The organism is Streptomyces sp. NPDC007907, assembly GCF_042959365.1.
Classification (GTDB): Bacteria; Actinomycetota; Actinomycetes; order Streptomycetales; family Streptomycetaceae; genus Streptomyces; species Streptomyces indiaensis.
The window spans coordinates 86,068-105,822 of record NZ_JBIBKR010000011.1; the positions used below are offsets into that span (position 1 = coordinate 86,068).

Sequence of the window (19,755 nt, forward strand, 5' to 3'; positions counted from 1 at the left end):
ACCACCGCCCCTCGAAACTCTCCGTACGCCTCGGGAACTCTCCGTAACCGGTTGCCCGTTGTCCTGATATCCGCTGTGCGCACCGTCGAGGTGCGCATGCGCCGGACATCCGTGTGAGCGTGGAAGGAGGGGGGTGGCATGGAGATGTTGTTCGCGGTTCTCGTCCGTTGGTGGGGCGCTGTCGTGTCTCCTGCGGGACATGCGCGGCCGCTGTGCACCTCACCCTTCGTTCTCCGCATGCGACCCGGCCGTCCGCAACCGGTCGTGGACCGGCGTGACGGCCGTCGGCGGGCCGCTGCCGTGCCCGCCGACGTGCCGTCGAAGACGGTTTGTTGCGCCCCGAAGTCAGCCGAGCCCTGGTCCGGCCGAGCCGGACAGCGCCTCCAGATCGCTCTTGCGGACCCGGATCACCAGCCAGGCCGTCGCCAGCGCGAGGAGAGCCATCGAGGCGGCCGGGATGAACGCCGTCGAGATTCCCTGGGCCAGCACTTCGTGTCCCCACGGTGCGGGCAATTGCTGCGTCCTGGCGAATTCGGCCTTCTGCTGCGCGGATCCCTCGGCCATGAACTTCGGAAGCTGCTTCTCCGCCTCGTTCTTGGTCGCCGTGCCGAAGACCGTCGTCAGGATGGAGAGACCGAGCGATCCGCCCACCTGCTGCGTCGTGTTGAGCAGCCCGGACGCCGCGCCCGCCTCGTGCGGGGCGACACCGGAGACGGCGGTCAGGGTCAGCGTCACGAAGTTCAGTCCCATGCCGAAGCCGAAAACCAGCATCGGGCCGAGGATCCCGCCGACGTACGAGCTGTCGGAGCTGATGAGCGCCTGCCAGGCCAGTCCGGTCATGGCGAGCGCGGAGCCCACGAGCATGAACGGCTTGGGGCCCAGCACCGGCAGGAACCGCTGCGACAGACCCGCGCCGAGTGCGATCACGAACGTCACGGGCAGAAAGGCGAGCCCTGCCTCGATGGGGCTGTACCCGAGCACGTTCTGCACGAACAGCACGATGTAGAAGAACATGCCGAACATCGCGGCGGCCAGGCTCAGCATGATCACGTACGTGCCAGAGCGGTTGCGGTCGGCGAACATCCGCAGCGGAGTGATCGGCTCCTTGGCCCGCGACTCGATGATCGCGAAAGCCAGCAGCAGGACCACGGCGGCAGCGAAAGACCCGATGGTGAGGTTGTCCCGCCACCCCTCGTCCGCGGCGCGGATGAAGCCGTACACGAGCGAGGCCATGCCTGCGGTCGAGGTCACCGCACCCGCGATGTCGAAACGACCGGTGTGCCGCTCGGACTCGCTGATGTACAGCGGGGTGAGCACGGCTATCAGCACGCCGATCGGCACGTTCACGAACAGCACCCAGCGCCAGTCGAGCCATTCGGTGAGCATGCCGCCCGCGAGCAGACCGATGGCGCCGCCGCCCGCGGAGACCGCGGCGAACACCCCGAAGGCCCGGTTGCGCTCCGGCCCCTCGGGGAACGTGGTGGTGATGAGCGCCAGCGAGGTGGGCGAGGCGATCGCGCCTCCCACACCCTGCAGGACCCGGGCGGCCAGCAACTGCCAGGGCTCCTGGGCCAGCCCGCCGAGCAGCGAGGCGAAGGTGAACAACAGGATGCCGGTCATGAAGACCCGGCGCCGTCCGAGGATGTCCCCGGCACGGCCGCCGAGCAGCAGCAGGCCGCCGAAGGTGAGCGTGTAGGAGCTGACGACCCAGGTGAGGTCGGTGGTGCTGAACTCGAGCGCTTCTTGAATGTGCGGGAGTGCGATGTTCACAATCGTCGCGTCGAGTACCACCATGAGTTGGCAGGCCGCGATGACGGTGAGCGCGATGCCGGGGCGTCCCTCCCGGCGTGCCGCGCCTGGCTTGCGATCTTGGAGCAATGGAGAGGTTGTCACTATGTGTCCCCCACGAGTGCGTTAGTGAACGCTGGCGTTCACTGCCGCGTCAACGGTAGTGAGTCCCCGACAGTGAACGCAAGCGTTCACTTACGACGTCGTCGTTCGGTACGTCCCCCTGTGTGGCCGTCCGGCGCGTCCCTCATCCCCGAAATGCCCGCTTCCTCTGCTCGTTGGAGAGAGTCAGATGGTTACCCCCAGCTGGGCGGATGCCCCCGCTCGGACGGCCGCCCGTCGCCGAGGCGCGGTGCTCGAACGCGCGATCCTCGATGCCGCTCTCGACCAGCTCAGCACCGTCGGCTGGAGCGGTCTGACGATGGAGGGTGTCGCCGCCGGCGCCCAGACCGGCAAGGCCGCGGTCTACCGGCGCTGGCCGTCCAAGGAAGATCTCGTCGCTGACGCCTTGCGTGCCGGACTGCCGGAATTCGACGCGGCCCCGGACGAAGGGAGCGTGCGCGACGACCTCTTGGCGCTCTGCCTCCGAGCCCGCGACGCGATGTTCTCCCGCCCGGGTTCCGCGCTTCGCTCGGTGATTCACGAGTGCGACACCGCGCAGGCCGAACGCTTCCATGCCGTGATCTTCGCGGGGGTTGTGGAACCCACGATGAAGATGTTGCGGGAGGTCGTCGACCGAGGTGTCAAGCGAGGTGAGGTGCGCCCGGAAGCCGCGAACGGCTATGTCTACGACGCCATGCCCGCCATGATGATGTACCGCTCCAAGATGTGCGGCTGTGAATGGAAGGACCGTGAAGTCGAGGAGATGATCGACCAGTTGATGGTTCCGCTGCTGCGGCCGCACGGTTCCTGACGCCGCGGACGTGGGGGCCGAGGCTTCCGCCGAACGGTCAACGCGACCCCTGGACGAGCGCACGCGAGGGCGGCGTGCCCGCCGCGGTGGACCGGGGTGTCGCGGAGGCTTCGGGGCGGCGTAATCTAGGTGCGCCATGCCGTACGAACCACCTACTCACACCGTCGAGCGCTCCCTTCGAGCCACGACCGGAGCGAAGATCGTTGCAGGTGTCGACGAGGTGGGGCGCGGCGCGTGGGCCGGTCCCGTCACCGTCTGCGCGGCGATCACCGGGCTGCGCCGTCCGCCCGAGGGGCTCACGGACTCCAAGCTGCTCACGATCAAGCGACGCACGGCCCTCGCCGAGGAACTCCGTACCTGGGTGACGTCGTACGCCCTGGGGCACGCCTCACCGGAGGAGATAGACGCCCTGGGCATGACGGCCGCACTGCGGCTCGCGGCGGTGCGTGCGCTGGACACACTGCCGGTGCGTCCCGATGCGGTCATCCTCGACGGCAAGCACGACTACCTCGGTACGCCCTGGCGGGTCCGTACGGTGATCAAGGGTGACCAGTCCTGCGTGGCCGTCGCCGCGGCCTCGGTGATCGCCAAGGTCCAGCGCGACAAAATGATGGCCGAACTGGGTATCGACCATGCAGACTTCGGTTTTGCGGACAACGCCGGGTATCCATCCCCCGTGCACAAGGCCGCACTGGCGGAGCGGGGCCCCACCCCCTACCACCGGTTGTCGTGGGCGTATCTTGATGCGCTGCCCCAGTGGCGGCACCTCAAGAAGGTCCGCAGTTGGGCGGACGGAAGTGTTCCGGAAATCGAGGGGCAGCTCGGCTTCGATTTCTGACGGTTTCGTTCCCGCACACGCGCCACCCGCCGACGCGGGCCGTACCAGCGTTTGATAAATATCAACTCATGCCTCTCATTCCCGAGGAGCCTCAGATTCACGAGAGTGCCCAGGGTCCCCGCGCCACTCCGGCCAACGGCCGTACCGCGCCGACCCCCCGTCCCGTACCCGGCCCCCGTCCCGCGGCCCCGTCGCGTCCCGGTCGCCCCGGCCCTCTCCGGCCGGCGCCGCCGGTGCAACGTACGCCGCGCGATGTGGCCGCCAAGCCCGCTCCGTCGGGCCCTGCCGCCGGCGCCACCGCTCCGGTCACGCCGCAGATCCAGCTGATCCCGGCTTCCGCCGAGGGGGCGCTCGACGCCGCCGAGGAGGCCGTGGACCTGCTGCTGGACTCCGGTCGCGCTCCCGGCGACATCCTGCTGATCACGACCGGGGAGCAGCACCCGTGGGCCGCCCACGAGCTGTCCTTCGGTGAAACCTCGTACTGGGCTCAGCACGACGCGGCTGACGACGTCTTCTACACGGACGCCACCATCGCGGCCCGCGCTTCGTCCCGTCCGGTTGTCGTGGTCGCCGTCAACGGTGGTCCCGAGACCGCAGCCGTGAGTGCCCTGTCCCTGGCCCACTCCCGGGCCGGTGCCCTGCTGATCGTCTGCGGCGACCCGCAGCGGATCAACTCGGTGCTGGGCGCGGGCGTCTGAGCCGGTGCCGTGGCGCCCGCCAGGGCGCCGGGACTGACTCCGAGCGCCGCTGCGGCGGCGCTGCACGGTGGGCGTTCCTTCCTGCCCGCAGGGCGAGAGGCCGCGCCTGAGTGACGGCCTCGCCCGGCCCGGGCGTGCCCGTGGTCGCTGTGGCGGACCGCCGCGCTCGCATGTCGGGCGGAGCGGCGCTCGGGGACCCGCTCCGGGGCGCTCGTTTCTGCCGGCCGTCGTGAGAACCGTGAGGTGCCGTTCGGCACGGTGCGGTCGTCCCGGGGCCGTGCCGAGCGGCTCGTCCGGGACTCAGCGTGCCGCCGCCGCGCGGCGCAGGACCTCGGAGGCGCCGCCGGTGCGCGGTATCGGGGGTGGTGCCTCCGACGTGGCGAAAGGCTCCGGCGCCGAGGCCGAATGGGGGCGGCGTCCGCCACGGCCCTCGCCGAGAACCTGCCAGCCGTCACGGGTCAGCGTGATGTACGCCCCGCAGCGCAGCCCGTGCAGGGTGCACGCGTCACGCAGTCCCCACATCCACGCGCCGTCCTCCTCCGTCCAACGCGCGTCGCCCTCACGGCAGTAGAGCAGCACAGCGGTGCGTACCGGCGTGCGGCGGCGCAGGTCGTGCGGGATCACCCGACGCAGTTGCGCGAGCAGCGCGTTGCGGAACATCCAGCCGTCCGCCGGGGCCGAACGGCGCACGAACGACGCGCTCGCCCGCAGCCGCTCGTCCGGATCGAGCACGGCGACCACGGCGGTCGCCGGCTGCGGATGGTGCCGGGCGTGCAGTCCGCTGACGATCTCGCGGGGGTTGCGCAGGAGTGGGATCCCGGCGGCGGCCCATTCCGCGGGTTCGAGCAGGCGGTTGGCGGCAGCGACGGACGTCGACGCCGCTGCCGAGGCCGGAGCGAATCCGAAGGTCACGGTCCTCCCTTCGGCTACGCGCCCACACTGCGGGCGGGGTCGGGTTCTGGGAGCGCGCACCGCGGCAAAGCCCTACCGGAGCGGCGGACGAGCCGTGCGGGAGCGGACCTCAATTCTTCCTGTCGAACTTGGATGCGGCAACGAGCAATTGAGGCAGCCGACCGTTATCAGATGATGCGTGGCTAATATCCCCACGGCGTGTGACAGCGGAGCACCCACGGGGTGTTCGAGCACGACACGTTCGTACGTCTCGGGCAGGTGCCACGTCCAGGGGTGTACGGGCAACCGCCCCGAACCCGGGTCCGCTGTCAGCCTTGCACGGCCAGCACCAGCGGCAACACCCCCTGCGCGCCGGAGCGTCGGAGCATGCGGGCCGCGACGGCCAGGGTCCAGCCGGTCTCGGTGTAGTCGTCCACCAGGAGCACCGGGCCCTGGGCTGCGGCGAGAGCGGACGCCAGGGCAGGCGGCACGGTCAGCGCCCCGTCGAGCGCCTTCAGCCGCTGTGCGCTGTTGCTCCGTGAGCCGGGGTGGCCATCGCCGGTGTACTCGACGGCGCCCAGCACCGGGAGTCGGCCGACCGCCGCGATGTGCGCCGCAAGGGAGTTGATCAACTGAGGCCGCGTGCGTGAGGCGACGGTGACGACGCCGGCCGGGCGCGTTCGGCCCTCCGGTGCGCCCGCAGCCCAGCCGTCGGGGCCCTTGGCCCAGTCGGCCAGAACGTCCACCACCGCTCTGGCCACGTCGTCGGGTACGGGCAGGTCGGGCGCCTGGGGCGCGAGCATGGGCCGCAGCCGGTTGCCCCACCCGATGTCCGACAGGCGTCCCAGCGCGCGGCCCGGCGCGGCCTGTTCGCCGACGGGGATGCGTCCCTTGAGATCCACTCCGATCGCCGGCAGCCCGGTGGGCCACATGCGCCTGGGCTCCACTTCGACGCCTGCCCGGCCCAGGTCCACGCGTGCGGCGTCGAGGGCGTCCTCGGACGTGTCGGCCGTGAAGCGCGGACCGGCGCAGTTGTCACAGCGGCCGCACGGCTTGGCCGCCTCGTCGTCCAGCTGGCGTTGCAGGAACTCCATGCGGCAGTCCGTCGTCGACGCGTACGCGCGCATGGCCTGCTGCTCGGCCTCACGCTGCCGCGCCACCCAGGCGTACCGCTCGGCGTCGTACGCCCACGGTTGACCGGTCGCGAGCCAGCCGCCCTTGACCCGCTTGACCGCCCCGTCCACGTCCAGGACCTTGAGCATGGTCTCGAGGCGGGACCGGCGCAGCTCCACCAGGGGTTCCAGGGCGGGCAGCGACAACGGCTTCTGCGCGTGCGCGAGCAGGTCGAGCGTGCGGCGCACCAGCTCTTCCGAGGGAAAGGCGAGCGACGCGAAGTACTTCCAGATCGCCTCGTCCTCCTTGCCCGGGAGCAGGAGCACCTCGGCATGCTCCACACCGCGTCCCGCGCGGCCCACCTGCTGGTAGTAGGCGATGGGGGAGGAGGGCGAGCCCAGGTGCACCACGAAGCCCAGGTCGGGCTTGTCGAAGCCCATGCCGAGCGCCGAGGTGGCGACCAGCGCTTTCACCTTGTTGCCGAGCAGATCCTCCTCGGCCTGCTGACGGTCGGCGTTCTCCGTCTTGCCCGTGTACGACGAGACCGTGTGGCCGCGCTGCCGCAGGAAGGCGGTGACCTCTTCGGCGGCGGCCACGGTGAGGGTGTAGATGATTCCGGACCCCGGCAGTTCGTCGAGGTGCTCGGCGAGCCACGCCATCCGGTGTGCGGCGTCGGGCAGGCGCAGCACGCTCAGACTCAGACTGTCCCGGTCCAGGGGTCCCCTGAGCACGAGGGCGTCCGAGCTGCCGCCGGTACCGAGCTGCTCCGCGACGTCGGCGGTCACCCGGGCATTGGCCGTGGCGGTGGTGGCGAGCACCGGCACACCGGGAGGGAGATCGGCGAGCATGGTGCGCAGCCTGCGGTAGTCCGGCCGGAAGTCGTGGCCCCAGTCGGAGATGCAGTGGGCCTCGTCGACGACCAGGAGCCCGGTGGCGGCCGCGAGCCGGGGGAGTACCTGATCCCGGAAATCCGGGTTGTTGAGCCGTTCAGGACTGACCAGCAGGACGTCGACATCGCCCGCGGCGATCTCGTCCTGGACGGCGTCCCACTCCTCGGTGTTGGAGGAGTTGATGGTGCGGGCGTGGATGCCGGCCCGAGCCGCCGCCTCGACCTGGTTCCGCATGAGCGCGAGCAGCGGGGACACGATCACGGTGGGGCCGCTGCCCCGCGCCCGCAACAGCGAGGTCGCCACGAAGTACACCGCGGACTTGCCCCAGCCCGTGCGCTGGACGACAAGGGCCCGGCGTTTGTCGGCGACCAGCGCCTCGATCGCCAGCCACTGGTCCTCGCGCAGCCGTGCCTCTCCCGAGACGTCCCCGACGAGTCGGGTGAGGACCGCGTCGGCGTCCGCCCGGAGTTCCGCGTTGCTCGTGTGCTCCATGCGTTCCATACAACAGGACGGCACCGACATCCGGTGCCGCGAGCCGGGACCTGTGGACGGAACGGCCGCGGGTGACGTGTCCCTGATTGGACTTATCCACAGGCTCAAGCGGAGGTTTGTGTTCCGCGAGATCGTCTTCGCATGACGAACCACAGCGAAACGACCGGATCCTCTGAGAACGGTGACATCACCGGGCCCGAGACGCAGAGCGAGCACACCCCTGGTAAACAGCAAAGCGGGCACAACCCTGGTGAACAGAAGAACAAGGGGAGCGATACATCCGGACTGCACACCCCCGGCCCGCCGTACGACACCCGCGGCGGCACGCACCAGGTCACCCTGCGAACTCCGGCCGAACTGGCCGACGCCCTGCCCTACCTGCTCGGATACCGCCCCGAGGACAGCATCGTCCTGGTAGCGCTCCACGACAGCGACGGACGCGGACGGTTCGGCGGCCGGGCCCGGCTCGGCATCCCGGCGAGCGCGGACGACTGGCCCTCAGCAGCCCGGCAACTGTCCCACGGCCTCGTGAGGGGCAGCGAACGCCGAGGGGCCCGGCCGGAATCGATGGTCGCGTTCCTGTGCCAGGAACCGGAAAAGGGGGAGACCGGCCGACAGGTGATGGAGCGGCTGAGGCCCCTGGCTCAGAGGCTGCGCGTCGAGTGCGGTTCCCTGGACGTGGTGGTCGTCGAGGCCCTGTGCATCTCGGAGGGCCGCTACTGGTCGTACTGCTGCGACAACCAGGTTTGTTGCTCCCCCGAAGGAGCCCCCATGGGCCTGCCCGGGACCTCCGTGCTCGCGGCGGCGGCCACCTACGCCGGTATCCAGGTGCGCGGCTCGCTACGCGAGCTCAGGGCCCGCTTGCTTCCCTGGGAGAACGCCGCCGCCCTCGAACAGGAAGCCGCTCTGGACACCGCCAGCATGGCGCTGGTTCCGAAGATCCTGGACGACAGGGGCCGCGCCGCCGTGGCAGACGAGACGATGGAACTGGCCGGAAGGATCCTGGACCGCTTCGCCGAGGCCCAGCCGGTCTCCGGCGTGCTCCTGGCGGATCTGCGCGACGACGAACTGCTCGGGTGTGACGAGGCCGCCCGGTTGATCCTCGGTCTCCAGGACCGCGCGACCCGCGACCGCGCGGCCGCATGGATGGAGGGTGAAGAAGGCGGGCGAGCCCTTCGCCTCTGGCGGACCTTGGCCCGCCGCTGCGTCGGGCCCTACGGCGAACATGCCGCGGCGCCGCTCACCCTCGCCGGCTGGGTGGCATGGTCCACCGGCGACGAACTGGAGGCCCGTGAGGCCCTCGCCATGGCTCTGGGTGCCGACCCCGACTATCTCTTCGCCCGCCTCCTGCACCAGGCCTGCAATGAGGGTCTCGACCCGGAGTCGATCCGCAGGTGCCTTCGCACGGAGCGGGCAGGGCGCGCGGCTGCGTCCTCACCGGCAGAGACGGCGCCCGCATCCGAGTCACACGGCAAACCCTCACTGCCGGCGGCGCCCCCGTCGCCCCGCCGTCGCCGTCGCTCGCGTGGCCCTGCCGGCACCACTCGCCCTGCCCGTACCGCTCGCCCAGCCGACACGACCCGCCCCGCGGGCCCCACAAGTCCTGCTGGCGCTCCTGAAACCGGTGCTCGCTCAGACCGGACATCATCGGCGGGTACCGCACGGCCGGGCAGCGGACGAACAACCGGCGCGCGCTCACGTGCATCGAAGAAGACGGCCACGCCCTGCCGGGACACGGGCAATGGCGGCACGCGGCCCGGTCAGTGCGCGAGCCGTGAGGAGTGAGTGCGGCCGGGCGGCCCCGAGGCGCACTTGCCCGGGGTGCGGGCGTGACCCGGAGGCCGCTCGCGGCGTTCACCTGAGTGGCGGAACGGCTGGACGGGCCGTGACGCCGCACTGCCCGTGCTCCGTCGGAGCCCTCCGGGGCCAGGGCAGAACCCGATCTTGGCGCACCGAGCGCAGAGGAAGCCCTCCCATGCAACAGCCGACTCCGCCGGCCGCCGACGACCGCCGCCCACAAGGTGAGCCCCCAGTGCCCCTCGGATCAGGGGGCGGCCCGCCCGGGGCCGGGGTACCGCGCCCAGGGGGCCAGGTCGTGCCTGCTCAGCCAGGGGCACGTCTCGACGGCTTCGCGCCGAGGTTCCCCGGCAGCTCGCCCTACCTGTCCGCGTCTCCCACCGCGCCCATCCGCACCGGCTCAGGCGCACCCTCGTCGTCGAACTCGGGCCGGCCGTCTCCCCGAGGGGCGGCCCAGGGCCGCCGCCCTGGTGCGGATCGGGGGTGTAGCCCACCGTTTTTCGCTCAGGGCCGGACACCGTCATCCACGGGCCACTCGTCCGCGCCCCTGCCCCGGGGCGCGACGACCCCCGGACCGCGCTGGTCCGCCGAGCTGCCATCCGTCCACACCGCGATGATCTGTGTCGCGCTCCCCGGCCTCGCCATCTCATCCGAGGAGGGGCAGCTGATCGGCCGCGGACTGGAGGGCTTCTACCGGGCCGGCCGTCGCGTGCTCTCCCGGTGCGAGGTCCGCGTCGCCGGACGAGAACCCCTCGCGGTGCAGGCCCGCATGATCTCGGCCGACCGCGCCCGGTTCGTGGGCACACTCCGCTCATCACCGCAGACGGGACCGGACCCGGATGTGATCGTGGAGCGCAACCGCTTCGCCGACGGCACGGAACGGATCACCCTGCACAGCGCGGCTGCCCGCCCCCTGAGGCTGCCGGTCGAGATCGTCCTGGACACTGACCTGGCCGACCTCGGGGCGATCGCCTCCGGCAACGTCGGACCCGAACTCACCGCGAGCGTGCACGGCTCCGGCCTGCGCTGGTCCTGCCCCGCCGGCACCGCCTCCGTCACGACCGAACCGCCACCCTCGGACGCCCTCGCCTCGGCCGGACTGCTGCGGTGGGAGCTCGATCTGCCGCCCGGTGGCAGCAGAACCATCGAACTGCGGGTGCGGCCGGATGGGGCGGGCCCGCTGCGAGCCGTCGGACGCACGGCGACCAGCCCGCCGGCTGCCGCGCGTGCCGAGGGCGACGACCCGAGAATCACCGCCCTCTTCAGGACGAGCATCGAGGATCTCCAGGCCCTCCTCCTGCGTGACCCCGCGAACCCCGCCGACACCCACCTCGCGGCCGGCGCGCCCTGGCGCTGCGGTCTGGCTCCCGCCGACGCGCTCGTCGCCGCCCGGATGGCGCTGCCGCTGGGCACCGGCCTGGCCACGGGAACGCTGCGGATCCTCGCCCGGACCCAACTCACCGGCCCGGGACCGCAGTCCGGAATGATCCCCGGCCCCAGACGAGACGCCGGGCCGCACCTTCCGCCACAGTGCACCGGCACCGAGGCCACGCTGCTCTTCCCCGTCCTGCTCGCCGAGGCCCGCCGCTGGGGGCTCCCCGACCAGGAGACGGAGGAGTTGCTGCCCACCGCCGAGCGCTGCCTGGCCTGGCTGCGCGCCACCGTGGGCGACGGGACCTACCTGCACGACCCGAACCGGGGCGGACCCGTCCGCTGCGAGACCCAGGCCCATGCCCACCGTGCCGCGCTGCTGGGCGCCGACCTGCTCGAAGCCTGTGGCCGGGAAGGGGGAGCGGCCCTTCGGGAGTGGGCGCAGACCTTGCGGACCGCATTCCGCGAGCACTTCTGGATCGAGGACCGTGGGCGCGGCCGGCCCGCGGCGGCCCGTGCGCCGGACGGCAGCCTGGTGCCGCACCTCGGAGCGGCGGCCGTGCACCTCCTCGACACGGGCCTGCTGGGTGGGGGTGAGGCGGCGCCCGGCCTGCTCGACAAGGTCCGGACCGAGCATCTGGCCCGACTGCTCGGCAGCCCGGCCATGGATTCGGGATGGGGCTTGCGAGGACTGGGTGCGAGGGAGACGGGATTCAACCCGTTCGGCCACCGCGCGGGAGCCGTACGGACTCAGGAGACGGCCCTCGCCGTCGCCGGACTGGCCGCCGCGGGCTATGAGAAGGAGGCCGGCTCTTTGCTGCGTGGGGTGCTCACGGCGGCCGAGACCTTCGCCCATCGGCTGCCCGAGATGTACGCGGGGGAGGGGCGCACGGAGGGGAGTGCTCCACTCCCGCATCCGGCTGCATGCCGTCCCGCGGCCACAGCGGCGGCTGCGGGAGTCCTGTTGCTGACCACCCTCGCCGGCATCCGCCCCGACGTCCCGGCCGGGACGGTCACCCTGCGCCCCCTGCGCAGCGCGCCGCTCGGGGAGATCGGTCTCATGGGACTGCGCGTGGCGGGTGCCCCGTTCTCGGTACGGGTCGGCCGACTGGGCCTCGCCATGGTCGAGGAGGCTGCCGACGGACTGCAACTAGGCGTGTGACGTGCGGCGACGCCCGCTTTCAGGGCCATTTGCCACGCAGCGCAGTCCATAACCAGAGCGAAATGGATCACTGGGCGGACGGACCGGCGAAGGGAGTGTTTATCGTCAGGCAGACGACTATGATCGCCGCATGCCCTACGACCCGTCAGCGTTTCCGCCCTTCGCCGTCACCGTGGACCTGGTCGTGCTGACCGTGCGCCGCCATGCCCTGTGTGCGTTGGCGGTACGCCGGGGCGAACCGCCGTTCCAGGGGCGCTGGGCGCTGCCCGGCGGTTTCGTACGGGCCGACGAAGACCTGGCGCAGGCCGCGGCGCGCGAGCTGGCCGAGGAGACAGGGCTGCGCGTGCATGATCCGTCCGCCCCGGCTCAGGACAACGGCGCACACCTGGAGCAGCTCGCCACCTACGGGGATCCCAAGCGGGACCCCAGGATGCGGGTGGTGAGCGTCGCCCACCTCGCTCTCGCCCCCGACCTGCCCGCGCCCCGGGCAGGCGGAGACGCCAGCAACGCGCGCTGGGCCCCGGTCGAGGAGCTGCTTCAGCAGGGTGGTTACGGGCGGGAGGCCGAGCCGGTCGCGCCACTCGCCTTCGACCACGCGCAGATCCTGGCGGACGGAGTGGAGCGCGCCCGCTCCAAGATCGAGTACTCGTCCCTGGCCACCGCCTTCTGCCCGCCCGAGTTCACCGTCGGGGAACTGCGCCGTGTCTACGAGGCGGTGTGGGGCGTGGCGCTCGACCCGCGGAACTTCCATCGCAAGGTCACGGGCACTCCGGGCTTCCTCGTGCCCACCGGTGGGACGACCACCCGCCAGGGAGGACGTCCCGCCCAGCTCTTCCGCGCCGGTGGCGCGACCCTTCTCAACCCCCCGATGCTGCGCCCCGAAGTGTGAGTGGCCGTCCGGGTGCGGTCGGCGCCGTGGGGAGGAACGCGACCCGCCCGCGGCCCGGTCACGAGCGCTGATCCCTTCCCGAGGGCGGACCTCGGCGAGGACTGGGATGCCCAACAAACCGGACATTGCGCGCTATCTTGCTGTGGGTGATCCAGGCCTACGGATTGACCAGCAACCCCCGCAAAGGGCTTCCGCCCGCAGCCGACGACGTCTCGTTCGAGGCAGGGGCGGGCCGCATCACCGCGCTGCTCGGAGCCCCGGGCGCCGGCAAGACGACGGTTCTCCGACTGATGCTCGAACTCCAACAGGGTCGCGGCATCACTCACTTCCGGGGTCGTCCGCTGCACCGCATCGCTCATCCTTCGCGTGAGGTCGGCGCACTGCTGGGCGATGTGCCCGGGCACCCCGCTCGCACGGTCAGAGGTCATCTGCGCATGCTGTGCGCAGCTTCGGGCGTTCCTGTCCGCCGTGCCGACGAAGTCCTCGAGGCAGTCGGGCTCGTGAGCCTGCGCGAGGAACGTCTCGGCATCCTCTCCCGTGGCATGGACCGGCGCCTGGGTCTGGCCTGCGTCCTCCTGGCCGACCCGCACACCCTCGTCCTCGACGACCCGGACAGCGGGCTCTCCACCCGCGAGAGCACCTGGCTGCACGGCATGTTGCGCGCCCACGCCACCCAGGGCGGCACGGTTCTGTTCACCACGTCCGACCCCAAGGGGGCCGCACGCACCGCAGACCGCGTCGTCACTCTGGAACAGGGCAGGGTCGTGGCCGACCAGGAGGCCGCGGAGTTCGCACGCACCCGCCTGCGCCCCCGTGTCGCCGTACGCAGTCCGCACGCGAGGCGCCTTGCGGTTCTCCTGGCCAAGCAGGCCCGCACCTCACAGCGCTCCGTCGAAGTCGTCCGAGAGGGCGGCAACCGCCTGTCGGTGTACGGCGGTACCTGTGCGGACATCGGCGAGATCGCCTTTCGCAACGGCATCGTGGTTCACCAACTCGCCGACGAGATCGGTGACATGGGTCCGGGTGCGGCGGGTGATTCTCATGGCGTGGGCTCCACGTCCCCCGCGGCGGCGCTCTCCACCGGGCTTCGATCTCGGCCCACTGCGGGCGCGGACGCACCGGCGGAGGCCGCTGAGCCGTCGTCCTGCTTCGAAGACCGTGCGGGAATCTCCCCCGAGCAGCGCACCGCACTCGAGCCGACACCCTTCTCCGGCACAGGAGAGCCGGTCACGGGCGAGCCGCCGCTTTCCTTCGGGCGACCGCAGCTGCCCGACGTCGAGCCGCGCGAGTGCACGGACACCTCTCCAGCCGACGGAGCGAGCGATGGCTCGTCGGCAGCGGCTGAACCGTCCTTGCCGACGGCGCCGCACGCGAAAGGGGCCCGTACCGCTCGCACACTCGACGAACTGCCTTCGCTGCCGCCCCCCATCTCCGTCAGGCCCGCCCCCAGCCCGCTCCGCCCCCTCCGCTACGAGATCCGCCGTGCCACCGGGATCGGCACCGGATTCCTGACCGGGGCCGTCGTGCTCGCCGTGTCCGCCGTGACCGCCGTCGTGCTCGCCCGCGTCGGGCACACCCCGCAACCGCGCCTGCTGGCCGCCTGGCCACAGGAGCTGCCCCTGCCGCCCGCCGCCCTCGGCGCGGGCCTGCTCGGTGCATTCGCCTTCGGGGACGAGTTCCGCCACCCCGCCCTGGCCGCGGACCGCGGCACCGTGCCCCGCCGGCTGGGGCTGCTGGCCGCCAAACTGCTCGTCTCCTCGATCACCGCGCTGTTGCTGGCCGTCCTCACCGTCGGCTGCGACGCGGAAGTGCTCTACCTCGTCTACGGACGGGAACTCGCTCAGGTTCCCGTCGACTGGATCTCCTTGAGTGCGAATTGGATCGGGCTCGTGGTCGGCTGCGCCTGGGCCGGTGTGCTCGCCGCCGGTGTCTTCCGGTCCACCACGGCCGGGCTCGCCGCTGTGGCCGCCGTCCCCATCCTCGTCGTACCGGTCGTGCACAAGCTCGTGAACGGTCCGTCCGTGCGAACCGCGGCCGGACTTCCCGTGCGGCTGCGCGAGACCCTCCTGCCGCGGTGGCCCTTCGGGGGAGAGCGTTACCTGGAGGCCGTACTCAAGGTGGTTTCCCAACCCGTGGGCGGCGCACTGACGTTGTCGCTGACCGCGCTGCTCTGCGCGTATCTGCTCACGACCCTGCGCGGCAGACTCCGGTGACGACTGTCCGTAACCCTTGGTTCGGCCATGCCCACAACTCCCCGCAGAACGCCCATTTCTTTCCGATAAGGCGTCAATTGCGACGGGGTGAGCGATCACCCTTTCGTGTGCTTTTCACCAAAGACCTCAAGGGAGTTGGAGACGGCGCCGACAAATGATGCGTGAGTACCCTTGCGCACACCATGATGACCGCCGCCCGCTCCGCTGACTCCGGCCTCGCGAGCCCGGGCGAACTCGACCGCTACCCGTACGCCGAGGCGCCCGCCGTCGACCGTGTCGGGATTCCTGCCTGGGACGGCGGGGAGCCCGAGCTGGGCCGCGTGGGCCGCCGCGCCGCGGGAAGCCGCGGGCGCGGGCTGCACGGCCAACTCGTTCAACAGCTGGGTCAGATGATCGTCTCCGGCGACCTGGGCGCCGACCGTCCGCTGGTGCCCGAGGAGATCGGGCAGCGATTCGAGGTCTCCCGCACCGTCGTCCGCGAGTCGCTCCGCGTCCTGGAGGCCAAGGGCCTGGTGAGCGCCCGCCCGAACGTCGGCACGCGCGTGCGCCCCGTGAGCGACTGGAACCTCCTCGACCCGGACATCATCGAGTGGCGGGCCTTCGGGCCCCAGCGCGACGACCAGCGCCGTGAGCTGAGCGAGCTGCGATGGACGATCGAGCCACTGGCGGCCCGCCTCGCCGCCGGGCACGGGCGTGAGGACGTGCAACAGCGCCTGGCGGACATGGTCGAGATCATGGGGCACGCGATGGCTCAGGGTGACGCGCTCACGTTCTCCCGCGCCGACTCCGAGTTCCACTCGCTGCTCATCCAGGTCGCCGGCAACCGCATGCTGGAGCACCTGTCCGGGATCGTGTCCGCGGCCCTCCAGGTGTCGGGCGGTCCGGTCACGGGCTGTGACCGGCCGAACGAGACGTCCCTGGCGCACCACGGCCGTATCTGCGACGCCCTCGCCGCCGGTGACGGGGTGGCGGCCGAGACGGCCATGCGGCAACTCCTCACGGTCCATCCCGAGGTGGAACGGGTCGTGCCCGCCCCGCGCGAGCACTGACCGCGTTCCGCGGGCGGCGCGGCCGGGTGTGCCACCCCCCTCCTGTGGCAGTGCCTGATCGGTGATCCGCCTCCCGTCGGACCCCGTGGGATCCTGGTGATCCCGCGGGGTCCGACGGTGCGAAGGGGCCGAATGTCCCACAGGGCGGACGGGCCCGCGGCGAATGTGACCATCTATGTCAGCGTCTGACCGTTTTTGTTCGCTTACGGGGTGTGACTCGGGCCACGCAGATTGGGCGTAACGCTCGCGGGAAGAACGCGATGACCTAAGAGGTGACAGCCGCGGAGGGAATACGGACGCCGTTCACGGCGCTGTGCATCTTCCCGGCCCCCGCCCGCGCCGTCGGCCCATCCCCAAGCCGGCGGTCGGCTCCTGTCCATGCTGGACGGGGCCGGAAGCCGTTTTCCAACGTTCCGAGAGGTTGTTCGTGTCGGCCAGCACATCCCGTACGCTCCCGCCGGAGATCGCCGAGTCCGTCTCTGTCATGGCGCTCATTGAGCGGGGAAAGGCTGAGGGGCAGATCGCCGGCGATGACGTGCGTCGGGCCTTCGAAGCTGACCAGATTCCGGCCACTCAGTGGAAGAACGTACTGCGCAGCCTCAACCAGATCCTCGAGGAAGAGGGTGTGACGCTGATGGTCAGTGCCGCAGAGCCCAAGCGCACCCGAAAGAGCGTCGCAGCGAAGAGTCCCGCCAAGCGCACCGCGACCAAGACGGTCGCGGCCAAGGCGGTGACCACCCGGAAGGCCACCGCCACCGCCACGCCGGCGGCGCCCGCCGCCGAGCCCGCCGTCGAGGAGGAGGCGCCCGCCAAGAAGGCGGCCGCCAAGAAGACGACCGCCAAGAAGGCGGCCGCGAAGAAGACCGTCGCCAAGAAGACGGCGGCCAAGAAGACCAGCGCGAAGAAGGACGACGCCGAGATCCTCGAGGAGGAAGTACTCGAGGAGGCGGCCCCCGGCAAGCCCGGTGAGGAGCCCGAGGGCACCACCGAGAACGCCGGCTTCGTACTCTCCGACGAGGACGAGGACGACGCGCCCGCCCAGCAGGTCGCCGCCGCCGGCGCCACCGCCGACCCGGTCAAGGACTACCTCAAGCAGATCGGCAAGGTCCCCCTGCTCAACGCCGAGCAGGAGGTCGAGCTCGCCAAGCGCATCGAGGCCGGCCTGTTCGCCGAGGACAAGCTGGCCAACGCCGACAAGCTCGCCCCCAAGCTCAAGCGCGAGCTGGAGATCATCGCCGAGGACGGCCGCCGCGCCAAGAACCACCTGCTGGAGGCCAACCTCCGTCTGGTGGTCTCCCTGGCCAAGCGTTACACCGGCCGCGGCATGCTCTTCCTGGACCTCATCCAGGAGGGCAACCTCGGTCTGATCCGCGCGGTCGAGAAGTTCGACTACACCAAGGGCTACAAGTTCTCCACGTACGCCACCTGGTGGATCCGTCAGGCGATCACCCGCGCCATGGCCGACCAGGCCCGCACCATCCGTATCCCGGTGCACATGGTCGAGGTCATCAACAAGCTCGCGCGCGTGCAGCGCCAGATGCTCCAGGACCTGGGCCGCGAGCCCACCCCGGAGGAGCTGGCCAAGGAACTCGACATGACCCCGGAGAAGGTCATCGAGGTCCAGAAGTACGGCCGCGAGCCGATCTCGCTGCACACCCCGCTGGGCGAGGACGGCGACAGCGAGTTCGGTGACCTCATCGAGGACTCCGAGGCGGTCGTCCCGGCCGACGCGGTCAGCTTCACGCTCTTGCAGGAGCAGCTGCACTCCGTCCTGGACACCCTGTCCGAGCGTGAGGCGGGCGTGGTCTCCATGCGCTTCGGCCTCACCGACGGGCAGCCGAAGACCCTCGACGAGATCGGCAAGGTCTACGGCGTCACGCGCGAGCGGATCCGTCAGATCGAGTCCAAGACCATGTCGAAGCTGCGCCACCCGTCCCGCTCGCAGGTGCTGCGCGACTACCTCGACTGAGTCTGGTCGTACGGCGCGCCGGGCCCGGTTCCCCGAGGGGGACCGGGCCTTCGCAGTGCCGCACCGCCGCGGGTGCGGCATCACGCATGGTGGATCACTCTGGGTTCCCCACGGACACCACTGAGTGAGGAGTGCGTATGAGTCGTCGTCTGGCACGAGCTCTGTTTCCGCCCTTGGTCCTGGCAGCCGCGGTACCCGCCCTGACCCTGGGCACCAGTGCCCCTGTGGCCGCCGACAGCGTGGTCATAGGCGGCTTTCCCGTGGAGGTGTCCCAGAGCCCGTGGACGGTCGCCCTGTCCAGTCGTGACCGGTTCGGGGGTACGCGCGCGGGGCAATTCTGCGGGGGAGTGGCGGTCGGCCGCACGACCGTGCTCACCGCGGCCCACTGCCTGGACGAGAACGTCCTGGGCGGGCCGCCGGAGCGGGTGCCGGACCTCAAGGTCATAGCCGGGCGCACGGATCTGCTGGCGAGTCGCGACGGCCAGGAGATCGACGTGCGTCGTACGTGGGTGAATCCGGCCTACGACGGGATCAGCAACGCCGGGGATTTCGCCGTGCTCACTCTCGCCGAACCGCTCCAGAGTGAGTCGATCATCACCATGGCGTCCGCCGGTGATCCGGCCTACACGGCGGGTGAGACCGCGACGGTGTACGGGTGGGGCGACATCTCGGGGGCCGGGGAGTACCCGGACAGCCTGCGGGCGGCACGGGTGCGTGTCCTGCCCGATGCACTGTGCGAGGAGGCGTATCCAGGAGGTGCGGAAGGCACCTACGACGCCACGAGCATGCTCTGCGCCGGTGAGGCCGAGGGAGGCCGGGACGCCTGTCAGGGCGACAGTGGGGGGCCGCTGGTGGCCCAGGGGCGCCTGATCGGACTCGTGTCCTGGGGGATCGGCTGCGGCCGGGCCGGCAACCCCGGCGTGTACATGAGGGTCTCCTACATGATGCGGACGCTCGGCTGGACACAGGGGCCGCCCGAAGGCAAGTGAGGCGTCCGAGCGGGGCCGGGACCGGGTAGGCGGACGAGGACGGGCGGTTGCCTCTGGTGATCAGAGGCAACCGCCCGTCCACCGGCCTGTACCGGGCTGGCTCGTCGTCGGACGCGAGGTGTCAGCGCTCTTCTTCGGCGGCGTTCGCGGGAGCGGACGTGAGCCGCTCCGTCTCGTCCTGTATCTCAGCGGCGATCTTCTTGAGTTCCGGCTCGAACTTGCGCCCGTGGTGGGCGCAGAAGAGCAGCTCTCCGCCGCTGAGCAGGACGACGCGCAGGTACGCCTGGGCGCCGCAGCGGTCGCAGCGATCAGCGGCCGTCAGCGGGCTCGCGGGGGTCAGAACAGTAGTCACGTCGCCTCTTCTCTAGCTCGACGAGCTGTCGTACCAGGGTCAACATCCAACCAGCCCCAAAACGTTCCCGCTCGTGGCTTTTCCTCGAAAGAATCTTTGCGAGGCGGCTGTCTGCTGCCGGTTGGCGGCGAATGTGCCGTATTGCGTGTCTATGTGTCTTACGGGGCTTCGCGTTGTATCGGTGGTCGGTCCTCCCGGCTGGGTTGCCGGTTGTTCATGAGGACGTGCCCGGAGCCTAAATGGTTCATGCCTCGAAGGGAACGTGATGTGTACTTCACTCCATCGAGGGATCGAACACTCATGCGAGTGTGGACTAGTGTGAGTTTTCGACGAGGGTGGCG

General features: G+C 70.8%; 14 protein-coding genes. 10 read left to right on the plus strand and 4 right to left on the minus strand.

Annotation, left to right across the window (positions count from 1 at the left end; translation table 11 throughout):
- Positions 1-345: 345 nt before the first annotated feature.
- On the minus strand, positions 346-1,893 hold the full coding sequence (locus tag ACFZDI_RS35365) for an MFS transporter (protein ID WP_234846338.1): 1,548 nt from the start codon (positions 1,891-1,893) through the stop codon (positions 346-348).
- Positions 1,894-2,080: 187 nt separating this feature from the next.
- On the opposite strand from ACFZDI_RS35365, the gene ACFZDI_RS35370 reads away from it, so the two are divergent.
- The 3 genes from ACFZDI_RS35370 to ACFZDI_RS35380 all read left to right on the plus strand — a co-directional run bounded on the left by ACFZDI_RS35370 (position 2,081) and on the right by ACFZDI_RS35380 (position 4,237).
- Complete coding sequence (locus ACFZDI_RS35370; RefSeq protein WP_391256558.1) at positions 2,081-2,701, plus strand: TetR/AcrR family transcriptional regulator C-terminal ligand-binding domain-containing protein; 621 nt, start codon at positions 2,081-2,083, stop codon at positions 2,699-2,701.
- A 136-nt stretch (positions 2,702-2,837) separates the two neighbouring features.
- Positions 2,838-3,539: a ribonuclease HII gene (locus ACFZDI_RS35375; protein WP_391256561.1), complete on the plus strand. Its 702-nt coding sequence runs from the start codon at positions 2,838-2,840 to the stop codon at positions 3,537-3,539.
- Between the two features lie 68 nt (positions 3,540-3,607).
- The gene (locus ACFZDI_RS35380; RefSeq protein ID WP_391256564.1) at positions 3,608-4,237 is read left to right on the plus strand and encodes a hypothetical protein; all 630 of its coding nucleotides are present in this window, start codon (positions 3,608-3,610) and stop codon (positions 4,235-4,237) included.
- 300 nt (positions 4,238-4,537) lie between these two features.
- Here the strand turns inward: ACFZDI_RS35380 and ACFZDI_RS35385 are convergent, their stop codons facing one another.
- Together ACFZDI_RS35385 and ACFZDI_RS35390 are read right to left on the minus strand one after the other, a co-directional pair.
- Entirely contained in the window at positions 4,538-5,149 is a 612-nt protein-coding gene (locus ACFZDI_RS35385; RefSeq protein ID WP_361118618.1) for a hypothetical protein, read from the minus strand.
- A gap of 308 nt (positions 5,150-5,457) precedes the next feature.
- Positions 5,458-7,623: a RecQ family ATP-dependent DNA helicase gene (locus ACFZDI_RS35390; protein ID WP_234846333.1), complete on the minus strand. Its 2,166-nt coding sequence runs from the start codon at positions 7,621-7,623 to the stop codon at positions 5,458-5,460.
- Positions 7,624-7,764: 141 nt separating this feature from the next.
- Between ACFZDI_RS35390 and ACFZDI_RS35395 the strand changes: the two genes are divergently transcribed.
- The 7 genes from ACFZDI_RS35395 to ACFZDI_RS35425 all read left to right on the plus strand — a co-directional run bounded on the left by ACFZDI_RS35395 (position 7,765) and on the right by ACFZDI_RS35425 (position 19,062).
- Positions 7,765-9,408 (plus strand): DUF4192 family protein, encoded by a 1,644-nt coding sequence (locus ACFZDI_RS35395; protein WP_391256568.1) that lies wholly within the window; start codon positions 7,765-7,767, stop codon positions 9,406-9,408.
- A 625-nt stretch (positions 9,409-10,033) separates the two neighbouring features.
- Positions 10,034-11,953 (plus strand): glycogen debranching N-terminal domain-containing protein, encoded by a 1,920-nt coding sequence (locus tag ACFZDI_RS35400; protein WP_391256570.1) that lies wholly within the window; start codon positions 10,034-10,036, stop codon positions 11,951-11,953.
- 130 nt (positions 11,954-12,083) lie between these two features.
- Complete coding sequence (locus ACFZDI_RS35405; protein ID WP_234846331.1) at positions 12,084-12,842, plus strand: NUDIX domain-containing protein; 759 nt, start codon at positions 12,084-12,086, stop codon at positions 12,840-12,842.
- 146 nt (positions 12,843-12,988) lie between these two features.
- Complete coding sequence (locus ACFZDI_RS35410) at positions 12,989-15,055, plus strand: ATP-binding cassette domain-containing protein (protein ID WP_391256574.1); 2,067 nt, start codon at positions 12,989-12,991, stop codon at positions 15,053-15,055.
- 161 nt (positions 15,056-15,216) lie between these two features.
- On the plus strand, positions 15,217-16,104 hold the full coding sequence (locus ACFZDI_RS35415) for a FadR/GntR family transcriptional regulator (protein ID WP_234846551.1): 888 nt from the start codon (positions 15,217-15,219) through the stop codon (positions 16,102-16,104).
- Between the two features lie 427 nt (positions 16,105-16,531).
- Positions 16,532-18,073, plus strand: a complete 1,542-nt coding sequence (locus tag ACFZDI_RS35420; protein ID WP_391256577.1) for an RNA polymerase sigma factor — start codon at positions 16,532-16,534, stop codon at positions 18,071-18,073.
- Between the two features lie 137 nt (positions 18,074-18,210).
- Positions 18,211-19,062, plus strand: a complete 852-nt coding sequence (locus ACFZDI_RS35425; protein WP_391256581.1) for a trypsin-like serine protease — start codon at positions 18,211-18,213, stop codon at positions 19,060-19,062.
- 121 nt (positions 19,063-19,183) lie between these two features.
- On the opposite strand, the gene ACFZDI_RS35430 is transcribed toward ACFZDI_RS35425, so the two are convergent.
- Positions 19,184-19,414 (minus strand): hypothetical protein, encoded by a 231-nt coding sequence (locus ACFZDI_RS35430; RefSeq protein WP_234846548.1) that lies wholly within the window; start codon positions 19,412-19,414, stop codon positions 19,184-19,186.
- Between the last annotated feature and the right edge of the window lie 341 nt (positions 19,415-19,755).

Bases quoted from the DNA above. Each gene is read 5' to 3' on its own strand.
- ACFZDI_RS35370 (WP_391256558.1), top strand. From the start codon at position 2,081: ATGGTTACCCCCAGCTGGGCGGATGCCCCCGCTCGGACGGCCGCCCGT.
- ACFZDI_RS35375 (WP_391256561.1), top strand. From the start codon at position 2,838: ATGCCGTACGAACCACCTACTCACACCGTCGAGCGCTCCCTTCGAGCC.
- ACFZDI_RS35380 (WP_391256564.1), top strand. From the start codon at position 3,608: ATGCCTCTCATTCCCGAGGAGCCTCAGATTCACGAGAGTGCCCAGGGT.
- ACFZDI_RS35390 (WP_234846333.1), bottom strand. From the start codon at position 7,623: ATGGAGCACACGAGCAACGCGGAACTCCGGGCGGACGCCGACGCGGTC.
- ACFZDI_RS35395 (WP_391256568.1), top strand. From the start codon at position 7,765: ATGACGAACCACAGCGAAACGACCGGATCCTCTGAGAACGGTGACATC.
- ACFZDI_RS35400 (WP_391256570.1), top strand. From the start codon at position 10,034: ATGATCTGTGTCGCGCTCCCCGGCCTCGCCATCTCATCCGAGGAGGGG.
- ACFZDI_RS35405 (WP_234846331.1), top strand. From the start codon at position 12,084: ATGCCCTACGACCCGTCAGCGTTTCCGCCCTTCGCCGTCACCGTGGAC.
- ACFZDI_RS35425 (WP_391256581.1), top strand. From the start codon at position 18,211: ATGAGTCGTCGTCTGGCACGAGCTCTGTTTCCGCCCTTGGTCCTGGCA.